General features: G+C 71.8%; 13 protein-coding genes. 10 read left to right on the top strand and 3 right to left on the bottom strand.

Annotated elements, in window-relative coordinates; all coding sequences use genetic code 11:
* Window positions 1-21: 21 nt before the first annotated feature.
* Window positions 22-750, bottom strand: a complete 729-nt coding sequence (locus tag F4558_RS16155) for a D-Ala-D-Ala carboxypeptidase family metallohydrolase (protein ID WP_167944981.1) — start codon at window positions 748-750, stop codon at window positions 22-24.
* A 178-nt stretch (window positions 751-928) separates the two neighbouring features.
* Here F4558_RS16155 and F4558_RS16150 point away from each other — a divergent pair, with 178 nt between their 5' ends.
* Window positions 929-1,441: an HIT family protein gene (locus tag F4558_RS16150; protein WP_197281466.1), complete on the top strand. Its 513-nt coding sequence runs from the start codon at window positions 929-931 to the stop codon at window positions 1,439-1,441.
* Between the two features lie 61 nt (window positions 1,442-1,502).
* Here F4558_RS16150 and F4558_RS16145 read toward each other — a convergent pair whose 3' ends face one another.
* Window positions 1,503-1,985 (bottom strand): hypothetical protein, encoded by a 483-nt coding sequence (locus tag F4558_RS16145; RefSeq protein WP_245241336.1) that lies wholly within the window; start codon window positions 1,983-1,985, stop codon window positions 1,503-1,505.
* A 98-nt stretch (window positions 1,986-2,083) separates the two neighbouring features.
* Between F4558_RS16145 and F4558_RS16140 the strand changes: the two genes are divergently transcribed.
* A complete protein-coding gene (locus F4558_RS16140; protein ID WP_167944977.1) occupies window positions 2,084-3,142 on the top strand; it encodes an aldo/keto reductase in 1,059 nt (352 codons plus the stop codon).
* A 639-nt stretch (window positions 3,143-3,781) separates the two neighbouring features.
* Here the strand turns inward: F4558_RS16140 and F4558_RS16135 are convergent.
* Window positions 3,782-5,938: an elongation factor G-like protein EF-G2 gene (locus F4558_RS16135; protein WP_167944975.1), complete on the bottom strand. Its 2,157-nt coding sequence runs from the start codon at window positions 5,936-5,938 to the stop codon at window positions 3,782-3,784.
* A gap of 249 nt (window positions 5,939-6,187) precedes the next feature.
* Between F4558_RS16135 and pgsA the strand changes: the two genes are divergently transcribed.
* The 8 genes from pgsA to F4558_RS16095 all read left to right on the top strand — a co-directional run bounded on the left by pgsA (window position 6,188) and on the right by F4558_RS16095 (window position 14,348).
* Window positions 6,188-6,817, top strand: a complete 630-nt coding sequence (gene pgsA / locus F4558_RS16130) for a phosphatidylinositol phosphate synthase (protein WP_053657537.1) — start codon at window positions 6,188-6,190, stop codon at window positions 6,815-6,817.
* Window positions 6,818-6,881: 64 nt separating this feature from the next.
* Window positions 6,882-7,811 (top strand): phosphatidylinositol mannoside acyltransferase, encoded by a 930-nt coding sequence (locus F4558_RS16125; protein WP_167944973.1) that lies wholly within the window; start codon window positions 6,882-6,884, stop codon window positions 7,809-7,811.
* A 74-nt stretch (window positions 7,812-7,885) separates the two neighbouring features.
* Window positions 7,886-9,046 (top strand): glycosyltransferase family 4 protein, encoded by a 1,161-nt coding sequence (locus F4558_RS16120; protein WP_167944971.1) that lies wholly within the window; start codon window positions 7,886-7,888, stop codon window positions 9,044-9,046.
* Window positions 9,047-9,127: 81 nt separating this feature from the next.
* The gene (locus tag F4558_RS16115) at window positions 9,128-9,631 is read left to right on the top strand and encodes a hypothetical protein (RefSeq protein WP_167944969.1); all 504 of its coding nucleotides are present in this window, start codon (window positions 9,128-9,130) and stop codon (window positions 9,629-9,631) included.
* 143 nt (window positions 9,632-9,774) lie between these two features.
* Window positions 9,775-10,692: a pyridoxal 5'-phosphate synthase lyase subunit PdxS gene (pdxS, locus tag F4558_RS16110; RefSeq protein ID WP_167944967.1), complete on the top strand. Its 918-nt coding sequence runs from the start codon at window positions 9,775-9,777 to the stop codon at window positions 10,690-10,692.
* Window positions 10,693-10,775: 83 nt separating this feature from the next.
* Window positions 10,776-11,384, top strand: a complete 609-nt coding sequence (pdxT, locus tag F4558_RS16105) for a pyridoxal 5'-phosphate synthase glutaminase subunit PdxT (RefSeq protein ID WP_053657546.1) — start codon at window positions 10,776-10,778, stop codon at window positions 11,382-11,384.
* 254 nt (window positions 11,385-11,638) lie between these two features.
* On the top strand, window positions 11,639-12,388 hold the full coding sequence (locus tag F4558_RS16100; protein ID WP_167944965.1) for a YebC/PmpR family DNA-binding transcriptional regulator: 750 nt from the start codon (window positions 11,639-11,641) through the stop codon (window positions 12,386-12,388).
* Window positions 12,389-12,419: 31 nt separating this feature from the next.
* Window positions 12,420-14,348, top strand: a complete 1,929-nt coding sequence (locus F4558_RS16095) for a TOMM precursor leader peptide-binding protein (protein ID WP_167944963.1) — start codon at window positions 12,420-12,422, stop codon at window positions 14,346-14,348.
* Window positions 14,349-14,428: the final 80 nt, after the last annotated feature.

The following is a 14,428-nucleotide window of genomic DNA, read 5'->3' as shown; positions in this document are numbered from 1 at the left end:
CGGCGCGGGCCGGGGTGGCTGTCAGATGCCGCAGTTCGGCGCTGACCAGCCGCCTACCGCCGCCACGTGGGTGTGGTCGTTGTGGGCCGGGTAGCCGGGGCCGAGGATCTGCCCGAACCCGTGGTAGCGGGCCTGCTGGGCCAGCCGGCAGAACGAGGGCGACCCCACCAGGTCCACTCCGTCGCCGTACATGTGCCTGCTGTTCGATGCCCCACCGACCGCGTTGTTGCAGGCGGCGCTGCGGAAGCCGCTGCTGATCACGATGTTCACGTCCCCGAGGGCGTGCCGTAGGGCCTGGAGCTTCCACATCGAGACGAGCGCGTTGAACCGCGCTGTGCTCGCCGCGACCGCGCCGCCGGACCAGGTGCTGTTGCAGTTGTTCAGCTCGGCGTAGCTGAAGTTGGCAGGCGTGCAGTCGTCGTCCTGGAGGGCGTAGAGGCGGTTGAAGGTCTGCGCTCCGGCCACCCCGTCGGCGGAAAGCCCGTACGCCTGCTGGAAGCGGATCACCGCGGAGCGGGTGGCGGCGCCGAACGCGCCGTCGATGGTGAGCACCGCGGCGTAGCCGGGGTAGCCGGCGACCCGGATCTGGAGTTGCCGTACGTCTTCGCCGGACATCCCCTGGGAGAGGGCGCGGCCCCAGGTGTAGCAGCCGTCCGCCTGTGCGGCACCGGCGGTGAGGGTGACGCCGGCCACAGTGGTGGCGGCGGTCAGAGCCAGTGCCGCGAGGATCCTGCCGAGCCTTTGGATCATGTACCCCTCCATCGCTAAATGGAACTGTGTGAATGCATGGAAGTTTCAGGTATTGACGTCGATCCGTCAACAACTTGCAGCAAGTGGGGTTTCCTGGCGATGGGTGTCGCGGCTCGCCCGCACGGCTCCGTAGGATCGGCTCGTGACAGGGGCGGAACGGCACACGGACAGCGGTGGCATGGCGGACGGCCTGGAGCGGCTCTGGACGCCGCACCGGATGACCTACATCTCCGGCGAGGACCGCCCCACCGAGGGCTACGAGAAGCCGACCGGCTGCCCGTTCTGCCTGGCCCCGGGGCTGCCGCCGGAGGAGAGCCTCGTGGTGGCCCGAGGCGAGCGCGTCTTCGTGGTGCTCAACCTCTACCCGTACAACCCGGGGCACCTGTTGATCTGCCCCTACCGGCACGTCGCCGACTACACCGACCTGGACGTGCCGGAGACCATCGAGCTGGCGTCGTACACCCAGACCGCCATGCGGGTGATCCGCAAGGTGAGCAACGCGCACGGCTTCAACCTGGGGATGAACCAGGGCGGCGTGGCCGGCGCCGGCATCGCCGCCCACCTGCACCAGCACGTGGTGCCCCGCTGGGGCGGCGACGCGAACTTCATGCCGGTGATCGGCCGCACGAAGGTTCTGCCGCAACTGCTCAGCGACACCCGCGAGCTGCTCAGCCGCGCCTGGCCGTCCTGACGTACCCCGCGCGGGTTGTGGCGTTCCGCGCCAGACCGGCGCGGCGTCCGCGCCGGTCGCGCTAGTCGGCGCGCAGCAGGGCGGTCAGCTCCGGCCAGCTCCGCACCTGGTGTACGAGGGGGAGCAGCGCCGCGTGGGCGTCGACCTCCGCCGGACGGGGCCGGAACAGGTAGCGGTGCGGCACCGATTCGAGGTAGCCGAGCACCTCCAACCGGTCGTCCACGAAGTGGGTGAGCCCGAGCCGCTGCGCGATCGGCGCCTTGGCCGGCCGGGTCCGGCAGAAGTGCACCCGGTCGACGGGGATCCCGGTGCGGGCCGGGAAGCCATGATGGGCCAGCCAATCGCGGGTCCGCTGCTCGGTGGTAGCGCCGCACTTGGATACCAGGTGCACCTCGTCGAACGTCGGCCCGAGCGCCGCGAGCGCGTCGAACGCCCCGTCCACAGCGGGCGTACGCAGATAGTTCGCGCCGAAGAAGGACGTGTCGGCGTCCTCGTCGGCCGGTTCGATGAGTACGCCGCCGATGTCCACGCCCAGCCGTCGCATTCCGCCGATCATGCCGTACCGCGCCGATCCCCGCCGTCACGCAGGCGTAGCACGGGGAGCGCTACGCCTCGACCCGGCCGAGGTGGCACGATCTGTCGATGGCAGTCACGACACGGACGTTGGGGCGCAGCGGCATCGAGGTCAGCGCCCTCGGCATGGGGTGCTGGGCGATCGGCGGCCCCTGGGCGGAGGGCACCCAGCCGCTGGGCTGGGGCGCGGTCGACGACGACGAGTCCGTGCGGACCGTACGCCGGGCCCTCGACCTGGGCGTGACGCTCTTCGACACCGCCGACACGTACGGGGCCGGGCACAGCGAGCGGATCCTCGGCCGGGCGCTCGCCGGCCGCCGCGACGAAGCCGTGATCGCCACCAAGTGGGGCTACACCTTCGACGAGGCGGCCCGCCAGGCGACCGGGGAGGACGCTTCGCCGACGTACCTGCGGCGGGCGGTGACCGAGTCGCTGCGCCGGCTGGGCACCGATCGGATCGACCTCTACCAGCTGCACCTGGCCGACCTTCCGGTGCCCCGCGCGGAGGCGCTCATCGACACCTGCGAGAGCCTCGTCGCCGAGGGCCTGATCCGGGCGTACGGGTGGAGCACCGACCGACCCGACCGGGCTGCCGCGCTCGGGCACACCGCACCCGGCGCCACAGCGGTGCAACACAACCTGTCGGTGCTGCGCGACGCCCCCGAGCTGCTCGCCGTCTGCGACAAGTACGACCTGGCCAGCATCAACCAGGGGCCACTGGGGATGGGGCTGCTCACCGGCAAGTACACGGCGGCCTCCACGCTGCCCCGCGACGACGTACGTGGGCTGGCCCCCGGCTGGCTGGAGTGGTTCCGTGGGGGACGCCCCGCGCCGGAGTGGCTGCGCCGGGTGGGAGCGGTCCGTGCCGCGCTCACCGCCGACGGGCGCACCCTCGCGCAGGGCGCGCTGGGCTGGATCTGGGCGCGCAGCGGGCGCAGCATTCCGATCCCTGGCTGCCGTACCGTCGCCCAGGTCGAGGAGAACGCCGCCGCGTTGCAGTGTGGTCCACTGGCGCCGGACGTGTTCGTCGAGGTGGAACGGCAGCTCGCCGCCCTACGCACCGCCGCCCTCCGGGACGCCGACCGCCCCCACTGGCCCCGTCCCACCCACCCAGTCACCCACCCGTAAAGCTCCCGCCCTTCACCTGCGCCAAGTCACGGCCCTCCGCCCGGCCCCGCGCGCCGTGCCTGTCCTCCGCGCGCCGTGCCTGTCCTCCGCGCTGCAGTCCCGCCCCGTTGCCCCCGCGCTGCGCTCCTCGCCTGCCGTCCCCGCCCCGTTGTCCTCGCGTTGAGGTGCCCGCGTGTCGCCCCGGCGCGCTGTCCTCCTGAGCCGTCCCCGCTGCCCTCGCGCGATGTCCTCGCCCCGTTGTTCTCGCACCGCCGTCCCCCGCGTGTCGCCACGCTGCCTGGCGCTCAGCGCAACATCTCCCCGCCCGCGTCGATCATGGAGTTGTGGTGCCTCACAAAGCAGGTGGAAATAGCTGTTTCCGCCCACCACAACTCCATGATCGACGGGGTGACGCGAGCCTTCACCCCCGCGCCCCGCTCCCGGGCCGGCGCACTCGCCGATCTTGCACTTCCTGCCGCGACTAATGCCCGCAACAGCGACATTTCCGCGACAGCAACTGCAAGATCGGCGGGGCAGGGCTCGGCAGGGCTCGGCGGGGCGGGGCAGGGCAGGGCGAGGCCGCAGGGCCCGAGTCGGTGGGACCTGCCGGTCAGGGCAGTCGCGGTGGAGTCCAGCCCGGCAGAGGGCTGGACTGGCGTACTACGGGGTTTGCTCTTTGCGGGTTTGGTCGGCCAGGTGGGTTGGCATGGGGTCGTGACGAACGAAGTGGCGGCGGAACGTGCCGGTGCCGGCGGTCAGGGAGCGCAGCTCGACGGCGTACCGGAGCAGTTCGGTGGCGGGCACCTCGGCCCTGATCAGGGTGCGGCCCTCGACCTCGGGGTCCGGTTCGGTGCCGAGCACCCGGCCGCGCCTGCTGGACAGGTCGCCCATGACGGTGCCCACGGAACCGTCGGGCACTCGGATGCGTACCTCGTCGATGGGTTCGAGCAGTGCTGGTTGGCCGCGTTCGGCGGCGTCGCGCAGGGCCAGGGCGCCGGCGGTCTGGAAGGCCGCGTCGGACGAGTCGACGCTGTGGGCCTTGCCGTCGACGAGGGTCACCCGCAGGTCCACGACCGGGTGGCCGGCGACCAGGCCGCGCTCCAGTTGGGTGCGTACGCCCTTCTCCACGGACGGGATGTAGTTGTGCGGCACGGCGCCGCCGACAATCCGGTCGACGAACTCGAAGCCTGCGCCGCGCGGCAGCGGCTCGACCTCGATGTCGCAGACCGCGTACTGGCCGTGGCCGCCGGACTGCTTGACGTGCCGGCCGTGTCCCTTCGCCGGCACGGTGAGCGTCTCGCGCAGCGACACCTTGACGGGTTCGGTGTCCAGTTCGACGCCACCGGCGCGCAGCCGGTCGAGCACCACGTCGGCGTGCGCCTCGCCCATGCACCACAGCACCAGTTGGTGGGTTTCCGGGTTGCGCTCCAGCCGCAGGGTGGGGTCGCCGGCGACGAGCCGGGCCAGGTTGCGGGCCAGCGCGTCCTCGTCGGCGCGGCTGCGGGCGACGATCGCCACCGGCAGCAGTGGTTCGGGCATCTCCCAGGGTGCGATCAGCAGCGGGTCGTCCTTGGCCGAGATGGTGTCGCCGGTTTCGGCGCTTCCCGACTTGGTGATGGCGCAGAGGTCACCGGCGACGCAGAGCGGCACCTCCCGCAGGGTGGCGCCCAGCGGGGTGTAGATGTGTCCGACGCGCTCGTCGGCGTCGTGGTCGGGGTGCCCGCGTTCGGCCATGCCGTGCCCGGAGACGTGCATCGTCAGGTCGGGGCGCAGCGTTCCGGAGAAGACCCGGACCAGGGAGACGCGGCCGACGTGCCGGTCCACGGTGGTCTTGACCACCTCGGCGACGAGCGGCCCGTCCGGGTCGCAGGTCAGCGGCGGGCGGGGTGAGCCGTCCACGCCTGTCACTGCGGGCAGCTCGTGCTCCAGGGGCGACGGAAACGCGGCGGTCAGCACCTCAAGTAGCGCGTCGAGGCCGACGCCGGTCGCGGCGCAGACGGGCACCACCGGGTAGAAGTGGCCCCGGGCGACAGCCTTCTCCAGGTCGTCGATCAGTACCGCGGTGTCGATCTCCTCGCCGTCGAGGTAGCGGTCCATGAGCGTCTCGTCCTCGCTCTCGGCGATGATCCCTTCGATCAGCTCGTTGCGGGACTCGTCGATGGCGGGCTGGTGCTGCGGGTCCGGGTCACGCACGTCAGCGGGGAGCCCGGCGGTGTAGTCGAATACCCGGCGGGTGATCAGACCGAGCAGGCCCTCGGTGGAGACACCGTCGTCGCCGAGCATCGGCAGGTAGAGGGGCATCACGTTGTCGCCGAAGAGACGCTGGCACAGCGCCACGGCCTCGTCGAAGTCGGCGCGCGGCTGGTCCAGCCGGGCCACCGCGACCGCGCGCGGCATGTCGACCGCCGCGCACTCCTCCCACAGCGCCACCGTGGCCGCGTCCATCCCGCCGGCCGCCGAGACGACGAAGATCGCGGCGTCGGCGGCCCGCAGGCCGGCGCGCAGCTCACCGACGAAGTCGGCGTACCCGGGGGTGTCCAGGAGGTTGACCTTGATGCCGTTGTGCAGCAGCGGCGCGCAGGACAGGCTCACCGAGCGCTGCTGGCGTACGGCTGCCGGATCGTGGTCGCCGACGGTGGTGCCGTCGACCACGCTGCCGGCCCGGCCGATCGTGCCGGTCGCTGCGAGCAGGGCCTCGACGAGTGTCGTCTTGCCCGCTCCGGAGTGCCCGACGAGCACCACGTTGCGAACCCGGTCGGGCGCGGTCACCGCCGGCACGCCGCCGGTGGGACCCTTCTCGTGACTCTTCTGCGCCATGGGGGCGCACCTCCCTCAGCCGGTGGTGGGTGGCGACCGCCGCGCGACGGGAAGCGGCCCGGGGCGAGTGCGCGGCGATATCCTCCGGTGGTCTGCTGCACAGCGGGAACGGGACGGGCGGGCGGGTGAGCTGGCTCACCTCCCGGCTCGATCTCACACCTGTCGCCGGACACGCACAAGCCTGCCCCGGCGGGTCGGAGGGGCGGGCCGTATCGCCGGAGATGGACGGACCGTTATCGTGGGACCGCCATGGCGAAGATCTTCCAAGTGTCGGCCCGCGCGGGGATGACCCGCGTCGTAGAGCCGATCGCCCGCGCCCTGCTGCGCGCGGGCGTCACCCCCAATGCCGTCACCGTCGCGGGCACCGTTGGTGTGCTCGTCGGCGCGCTCGGCTTCGGTGCCCGCGGCCACCTGGTCGCGGGCGCGTTGATCGTCACCTTTTTCGCGCTCACCGACCTGCTCGACGGGACGATGGCCCGGATGAGCGGCGGTTCCACCAGGTTCGGGGCGTTCCTCGACTCGAGCATGGACCGGGTCGCTGACAGTGCCGTCTTCGGCGCTGTCGCGTACTGGCTGGCCACCCAGGGCAACCATTCCGGGGTGGCCGCCGCGCTGCTCTGCCTGGCCGCCGGCGCTCTGGTCTCCTACGTGAAGGCCCGCGCCGAAGGGCTCGGGATGACCTGCAACGTGGGCATCGCCGAGCGCACCGAACGGCTGCTCATCGTCGGCGTCGGCGGCATCCTCACCGGCCTGAACGTCAAGCCGGCGCTGGAGATCGCGCTCTGGCTGCTCGCCGCCGTCTCGATCTTCACGGTGGGCCAGCGGGTGGCGCACGTCTACCGGCAGGCCCAGCAGCTCCAGCCGGACGGCCAGGCGTGAGCGCCGTGGCGCGCTCGGGTCGCGCGCTGCCTGCGCCGCGCCACACGACCGGCGGCCGGGCCGCGTGAACCTGACCGAGCTGGGGTACGTCGCCGGCTGGCGGCTGGCCCGCGCGCTGCCCCGGCCGGTGGTGGCCGCGGCGTTCCAGGCGGGCGCGGACCGCGCGTACCGCAGGGCCGGCGGGGGTACGTCCCGACTGCGCGCGAACCTGCGCCGGGTGGTCGGCCCGGAGATGTCCGAGGTCGAGCTGGACGACCTGGTCAAGAGCGGTCTGCGCTCGTACGCCAGGTACTGGATGGAGGCGTTCCGGCTGCCCTCGTTGAGCCGGGAGCAGATCCTGGGTGGCTTCCGCCTCGACGGTGCGGAGCTGCTGGCCGCGGACGTCGCCGCAGGCCGGGGTGCGGTGGTGGCCCTGCCGCACGCCGGCAACTGGGACGCGGCGGGCGCCTGGGTCGCGGCAACCGGTTGGCCGATCACCACCGTCATGGAACGGCTCAAGCCGGAGGGGGTGTACGAGCGGTTCATCGCCTTCCGGAAGGGCCTCGGGATGGAGATCCTGCCGACCCACGGTGGGCCGCGTCCGGCGTTCGACGTGCTGCTGGACCGCGTGCGCGCGGGTGCCGTGGTGCCGCTGCTGGCCGACCGTGACCTGTCGGCCCGGGGCGTGGAGGTGGATTTCTTCGGCGCGAAGACGCGCATGCCGGCGGGGCCGGCGCTGCTCGCGCTGCACACCGGTGCGCCGCTCTACGTGGCCTCGATGTGGTACGAACCGGACGCCGCGTGCGCGTCGCTTGCCGGGCCGCTGCCGGTGCCGGGGCCCGAGGTGGGTCCGCTTGACCAGCGGGTACGGTCGCTGACCCAGATGATCGCCGACCGTCTGGCGGCGGGTATCGCCGACAATCCGCAAGACTGGCACATGTTGCAGCGGATGTGGCTGGACCAGCGAGGGTCGGGCGACGCGGCAACGTCCGCACCGGCCTCGGGTCGGTCCTGAAGGGGGTGGGCTCGGTGCGCGCGAGGAGTGCAGCGCAGCGGAGCCCCGCGGTCGTGGACGAGGGGCGCTGACGTATGCGGATCGGCATCGTCTGCCCGTACTCCTTCGATGTTCCTGGCGGGGTGCAGAACCACGTCGTCGACCTCGCGGAGGCGTTGATCGCCCTGGGGCACGAGGTCAGTGTGCTCGCGCCGGCCGATGAGGATTCTGCGCTGCCGGAGTACGTGGTGTCGGCCGGTCGGGCGGTGCCTCTGCCGTACAACGGGTCGGTGGCCCGGATCGCGTTCGGCCCGGTTTCCACGGCTCGGGTCCGGCGGTGGCTCACCAACGGTGATTTCGACGTGCTGCACGTGCACGAGCCGCTCACGTTGAGCCTCTCGCTGTTGGCGGTGTTGTCCGCCCGTGGCCCGGTGGTGGCCACGTTCCACACGGCGATGACACGTTCGCGGGTGCTGGCCGCCGCGCAGGGCGTGTTGCAGATCGTGTTGGAGCGGATCACCGCCCGGATCGCGGTGAGCGCGTTGGCCCGCAAGGTCCAGGTGGAGCACATGGACGGCGGCGCTGTGGAGATTCCCAACGGGGTGGCGGTGGCGAAGTTCGCCGACGTCGAGCCGCTGCCCGGCTGGCCGGGGGAGTGCGGTGTGGGCTCCGGGGGCACGTTGGGTTTTCTGGGCCGCTTCACCGAGGCGCGCAAGGGGTTCCCGGTGCTGCGGGACGCTTTCGTGTCGTTGGCCGAGTCCCGGCCGGGGTTGCGGCTGCTGGTCGCCGGCCCGGGTGATCCCGATGACCTGTTTGACCAGTTTCCGGCCGCGTTGCATGACCGGGTGACCTTCCTGGGGTTGGTCTCGGAGTCGGACAAGGCGCGGATGCTGCGCAGTGTGCACCTGTATGTGGCGCCGAACACGGGTGGCGAGTCGTTCGGGATGATCCTGACCGAGGCGCTGGCTGCGGGCACCACCGTGGTGGCGAGCGATCTGGACGCGTTCCGCCGGGTGCTCGACGGTGGGCGGGCGGGGCGGCTCTTTCCGACGGGGGACGCGGTGGGGCTGCGCGACGCCCTGGCCGAGTTGCTTGACGATCCGGACGGGCGGGCCGTGCTGAGCGCCTGCGGTGATCAGGTGGTGGCGAATTTCGACTGGCCGGTGGTTGCTCGTCGTGTTCTGGAGGTATACGCAGCGGCGATCGAGGCGACCGACGGGCGGGTCATCGACCAGGAATGGGTGGGGCTGGGCTGAGCCGATGTGACGGACGGCGGCTGCTGGTGACAGGGTGACCGGCGAGGACGCGCACAGTCGGAGAAACGGAGCAGCACTACGATGCCGCACATGTGGTGGGTGGTGGCCGCGAGTGTGGTCGTGGGGCTGGTCGCGGCGTACCTCATCTGGACCGCCGGCCGGGTCGAGCGGCTGCAGGGCCGCGCGGAGCTTGCGGCGCGGGCCCTGGACGCCCACCTGTTGCGGCGGGCGGCGGCGGCCGCCGTGCTGGCGGAGCGGCGTTTCGGCGTGGAGTTGTACGCGGCGGCGCGGATCGCGTTGGACGCGGCGCCCGAGGAGCGGGAGGCCGCGGAGAACGACCTGACCCGGCAGTTGCGGTCGGTGGAGTTGGACCCGGCGGACCCGGACTGCACGGCGGTGATCGCGGCGAGCCGGCGGCTGGCGTTGTCCCGGCAGGTGCACACCGATCTGGTGCGGGACGCGCGGTCGGCGCGCAGCAGGCCGCTGGTGCGGTTGTTGCGGATGGGGCGGGGTCGGGATTGGCCGCGCTACTTCGACATCGATGATCCGACGCTCGTGGTGCCGGCGGACGCCCCCGCGAACTGACCGGCCACGGAGCCGCCGTCCCGGGCCGGTGACGAGGGCCACAGGGCAGGCCACCGGGGGTCGGATTGGCTGTCGGAGCGGCGTTGAACCGGACGTAGCATTTCGCTGCCACCTCCCACAGCCCGTCCAAGGAGCGATCACCCGTGTCCGACACCACCGCCTCGACCACCGGTAGCGCCCCCGTCGTCGGCACGGCCCGCGTGAAGCGCGGCATGGCCGAGATGCTCAAGGGTGGCGTGATCATGGACGTGGTCAACGCCGAGCAGGCCAAGATCGCCGAGGACGCCGGCGCTGTCGCCGTGATGGCACTGGAGCGGGTGCCCGCCGACATCCGCGCGCAGGGCGGGGTGTCCCGGATGAGCGACCCCGACATGATCGACGGGATCATCTCGGCGGTCTCCATCCCGGTGATGGCAAAGGCCCGCATCGGTCACTTCGTGGAGGCGCAGATCCTCCAGTCGCTCGGCGTCGACTACGTCGACGAGTCCGAGGTGCTGACCCCGGCGGACTACGCGAACCACATCGACAAGTGGGCCTTCACGGTCCCGTTCGTCTGCGGTGCGACGAACCTGGGCGAGGCGCTGCGCCGCATCACCGAGGGCGCGGCCATGATCCGTTCCAAGGGTGAGGCCGGCACCGGTGACGTCTCCAACGCCACCACCCACATGCGCAAGATCCGTCAGGAGATCCGGCGGCTGTCGTCGTTGCCCACCGACGAGCTCTTCGTCGCGGCCAAGGAGTTGCAGGCCCCGTACGAGCTGGTCAAGGAGGTCGCCGAGACGGGCAAGCTGCCGGTGGTGTTGTTCACCGCCGGTGGGATCGCCACTCCGGCCGACGCGGCGATGATGATGCAGTTGGGCGCGGAGGGTGTCTTCGTCGGCTCGGGCATCTTCAAGGCCGGCAACCCGGCGCAGCGCGCTGCCGCCATCGTCAAGGCCACCACCTTCCACGACGACCCGGACGTGCTGGCGAAGGTCTCCCGTGGTCTCGGCGAGGCAATGGTCGGCATCAACGTCGACGAGATCCCGCAGCCGCACCGCCTGGCCGAGCGCGGCTGGTGAGTAAGGAAGGGCACCTTTTTAACGCCTGATGCATAGGAAGGGCCCCCTCCTAACAAGCTGACGGCGACGAGAGGAACTGTGACATGAGCGGCGTACCCGTGATCGGTGTGCTCGCCCTCCAGGGTGACGTGCGCGAGCACGTCGCCGCGCTCGTGGCGGCCGGCGCGGACGCACGTCCGGTGCGCCGGGCGAGCGAGCTGGACGAGGTGGACGCGCTGGTGATCCCCGGAGGGGAGTCCACCACGATCAGCAAGCTCGCCGACATCTTCGAGCTGCGCGAGCCCATCGACAAGCGCATCGCGGACGGCATGCCTGTCTACGGCTCCTGCGCGGGGATGATCATGCTTGCCTCCGAGGTCCTCGACGGACGACCCGACCAGCGTGGTTTCGCCGGCATCGACATGACAGTGCGCCGCAACGCCTTCGGCCGGCAGGTCGACTCGTTCGAAGCGCCCGTGGAGATCAGCGGGGTGCCGGGGGAACCGTTCCACGCGGTCTTCATCCGCGCACCCTGGGTGGAGCGGGTCGGCGACGGCGTCCAGGTGCTCGGCACCGTGACCGGGGGGCCGAGCGCCGGCCGGATCGTGGCGGTGCGCCAGGGCAACCTGCTGGCCACCTCGTTCCACCCGGAGCTGACCGGCGACGCGCGGCTGCACGCGTACTTCGTCGACCTGGTCCGCGCCGCCCGCTGACCGCTCGCGTGCCACGCGGGGCAGGGCTCCCCGCCGAGGGCCCGTCGTGCCTGCTCGCGCGGCACGGGGTGGACCGACGCCGTGCCGCGCGTGACAGCCACCAGCCCGACGCCGGTAGGATTGCCGAGATTCGGCGGGGCCAGCTGCCCGTCACGGCTTTCCCGCAGGGCTGACCGGCACCACCGCGTGCGCCGGCGGGGCCGGGGCGTGCGCGGTCGGTCGATGCAGACGGCGGGTAGCAACGGAGGTAGCAGATGTCCGGCCACTCAAAGTGGGCGACGACCAAGCACAAGAAGGCCGTCATCGACGCCAAGCGCGGCAAGATGTTCGCCAAGCTGATCAAGAACGTCGAGGTCGCCGCGCGGACCGGCGGCGGTGATCCGTCCGGCAACCCGACGCTCTTCGACGCCATCCAGAAGGCGAAGAAGAACTCGGTCCCGAACGACAACATCGACCGCGCCGTCAAGCGCGGCTCCGGCCTGGAGGCCGGCGGCGCCGACTGGCAGACCATCATGTACGAGGGTTACGGGCCCAGCGGCGTGGCGATGCTCATCGAGTGCCTCACCGACAACCGCAACCGGGCGGCGACCGAGGTGCGCACCGCGCTGACCCGCAACGGCGGTTCGCTCGCCGACGCGGGCTCGGTGTCGTACATGTTCTCCCGCAAGGGCGTCGTAATCGTCCCCAAGGGCGGCACGACCGAGGACGACGTGATGATGGCCGTCCTCGACGCCGGCGCCGAGGAGGTCAACGACCTGGGCGAGGCCTTCGAGATCGTCTCCGAGCCGACCGACCTCGTCCCGGTGCGCACCGCGCTCCAGGACGCCGGCATCGAGTACGAGTCGGCCGAGTCGTCGCTGATCCCGAGCGTCAACGTCCCCCTCGACGAGGAGGGCGCCCGCAAGATCTTCAAGCTGATCGACGTCCTGGAGGACTGCGACGACGTGCAGAACGTCTACGCGAACTTCGACGTCTCCGACGAGGTGATGGAGGCCGTCGGCTGACCCTGCGCGACGTCCGCTGAGGAGGCGTTCCATGGGTGTGGCAAGCGATTCCTCGACGTACGGCGTCCGGCTGCTCGGCACCGGCGTCCTGCACCGTGCCGTCGAGACCGCCGTGCGCCCCCTGCCGACGGACGACGGCCGGGGCGTCGACGTCTTTGTCGCGGACGACCGGTCCGACCAGGTGTCGGCCGCCGCGCGCCTTGCCCGGGCGGCGGGACGGGCGTTCCTGCCGGTGTACCCGACGTTGCGCGGGGTGCGGATCGGCCCGTTCACCGTCGCGGGGCGGTCGGGCTGTCACCACTGTGTCCAGGTGCGGTCCTACCGCGCGCGGGTGGGTGCCGCGCCGCACCGGTCGGCGCTCTGGCAGGGGTTGTACGACGGCACCGTCACCGCGCCCGCCCCGACCTTCGGGACGCCTCTGCGGACCGTCATCGCGGCGCTCGTCGCCGACGAACTGGATCGTGTCGCCCAGGGGGCCGCCGTACGGTGCGACCAGGCGGTGCTGGAGGTCGACGCGGCGACGCTGGCGATCTCCCGGCACCGGCTCATCGCCGAGCCGGGATGTGCCCTGTGCGGGGACCTGCCCGACGACGGCCCCTCGGCGGGCGATCTGCGGCTGGTGTCCCGGCCGAAGCGGGCGCCGGACGACTACCGGTCACGCAGCCTGCACCAGGAGTACGAGAGCCTGACAGCGGCGACTGTCGACGCGAGGATCGGGCTGTTCTCGTCGGTGACAGTGCACCACAAGGATTCGATGATCGTGGCGGCGGCGGTCGGCGGCCCGGTCTGCTGCGACGAGCTGTCCGGTTTCGGGAGGGCCTTCACGTACCCGGTAAGCGTGTCGGTGGCCATCGCCGAGGCGCTGGAGCGGTTGGGCGGGGACACGCCGCGAGCGCGCCGCACCTCGGTACGGGGCTCGTTCGCCGAGTTGGGAGCCGACCGCGCGATCGATCCGGCCACGCTCGGCGTGCCGCGTACGCCGCCGGACGACCGCTCGGTGCCGTACCGGCCCGACCAGCCGCTGACCTGGGTGTACGCCTACTCGTTCCGACGCGCGGCACCGGTCCTGGTGCCGGAGACCCTCGCCTACTACGGCTCGCACAGCACGGGCTTCGGCCCGGAGAACTCCAACGGTTGCGCCCTGGGCGCCAACCTGGAGGAGGCGATCCTGCACGGGCTCTTCGAGGTCGCCGAGCGCGATGCCTTCTTGGCGACCTGGTACGCGCGCCTGCCGGCCCCGCGCATCGACCCGATGAGTTCGGCCAGCCCGAGGACCCGCCTGCTGGTCCGCTGGTTGGAGCGGACCAGCGGCTGCGAGCTGCACGCCTTCGACATCACCATGCCGGAGGGACTGCCGGCGGTGTGGTTGATGCTCGTGGACGACGATGCGCGCCCGGGGCTGCCCCGCGTGCGTTGCGGTGCGGGTGCCCACCTCGACCCGGAGCGCGCCCTGTGGTCGGCGCTTGTCGAGATCGCCAGCTTCGCCGACGCCACCCGCGCCATGGTGGCCGCCGACACCACAGCTCCGGACCTGGTTGCCGACTCGGATCTGGTCCGCACGATGGAGGACCACCTGTTCGCCGCCGCCAGCCCGGACAGTTGGCCCCGGTTCGGGTTCCTCTACGAACGCCGGGAGGTCCTGTCGATGGCGGCGGCGTTCCCGCCGGAGGGGCGCTACCAGCCCGCCGACGACCTGCTCGCCGATCTCCGGCACGTGGTGGGGCGTTACCTGGATGCGGGGTTCGACGTGGTGGCGGTCGACCAGACCGGCCGGGAGCAGGAAGCCGTCGGCCTGACCAGCGTCAAGGTGCTGGTTCCCGGTCTGCTGCCGATGTCGTTCGGGCACCGCAACCGGCGTGTCGACCTGCCCCGACTAAGGGAGCTTCCCGTCCGGTTGGGCCACCGGTCCCGGCCGTTGACGCCGGCGGAGGTGAATCCGTACCCCCATCCGTTCCCCTGACCGGTGGCCCCGTACCGGCGGAGGCCGGGTGGCCCCCGCCGGAGCTGGGCCCGGCGTGCCCGCTCACAGGAACGGGTGCG

The organism is Micromonospora profundi (genome assembly GCF_011927785.1).
Taxonomy (GTDB): Bacteria; Actinomycetota; Actinomycetes; order Mycobacteriales; family Micromonosporaceae; genus Micromonospora; species Micromonospora profundi.
The sequence above is the reverse complement of the archived record's forward strand: the minus strand, read 5'-3'. Positions and strand labels throughout refer to the sequence as shown.

What these genes read in the sequence shown, in the direction of transcription:
- F4558_RS16155 (WP_167944981.1), bottom strand. Translation starts at nt 750, where the DNA reads ATGATCCAAAGGCTCGGCAGGATCCTCGCGGCACTGGCTCTGACCGCC.
- F4558_RS16150 (WP_197281466.1), top strand. Translation starts at nt 929, where the DNA reads ATGGCGGACGGCCTGGAGCGGCTCTGGACGCCGCACCGGATGACCTAC.
- F4558_RS16145 (WP_245241336.1), bottom strand. Translation starts at nt 1,985, where the DNA reads ATGCGACGGCTGGGCGTGGACATCGGCGGCGTACTCATCGAACCGGCC.
- F4558_RS16140 (WP_167944977.1), top strand. Translation starts at nt 2,084, where the DNA reads ATGGCAGTCACGACACGGACGTTGGGGCGCAGCGGCATCGAGGTCAGC.
- F4558_RS16135 (WP_167944975.1), bottom strand. Translation starts at nt 5,938, where the DNA reads ATGGCGCAGAAGAGTCACGAGAAGGGTCCCACCGGCGGCGTGCCGGCG.
- pgsA (WP_053657537.1), top strand. Translation starts at nt 6,188, where the DNA reads ATGGCGAAGATCTTCCAAGTGTCGGCCCGCGCGGGGATGACCCGCGTC.
- F4558_RS16120 (WP_167944971.1), top strand. Translation starts at nt 7,886, where the DNA reads ATGCGGATCGGCATCGTCTGCCCGTACTCCTTCGATGTTCCTGGCGGG.
- F4558_RS16115 (WP_167944969.1), top strand. Translation starts at nt 9,128, where the DNA reads ATGCCGCACATGTGGTGGGTGGTGGCCGCGAGTGTGGTCGTGGGGCTG.
- pdxT (WP_053657546.1), top strand. Translation starts at nt 10,776, where the DNA reads ATGAGCGGCGTACCCGTGATCGGTGTGCTCGCCCTCCAGGGTGACGTG.
- F4558_RS16100 (WP_167944965.1), top strand. Translation starts at nt 11,639, where the DNA reads ATGTCCGGCCACTCAAAGTGGGCGACGACCAAGCACAAGAAGGCCGTC.
- F4558_RS16095 (WP_167944963.1), top strand. Translation starts at nt 12,420, where the DNA reads ATGGGTGTGGCAAGCGATTCCTCGACGTACGGCGTCCGGCTGCTCGGC.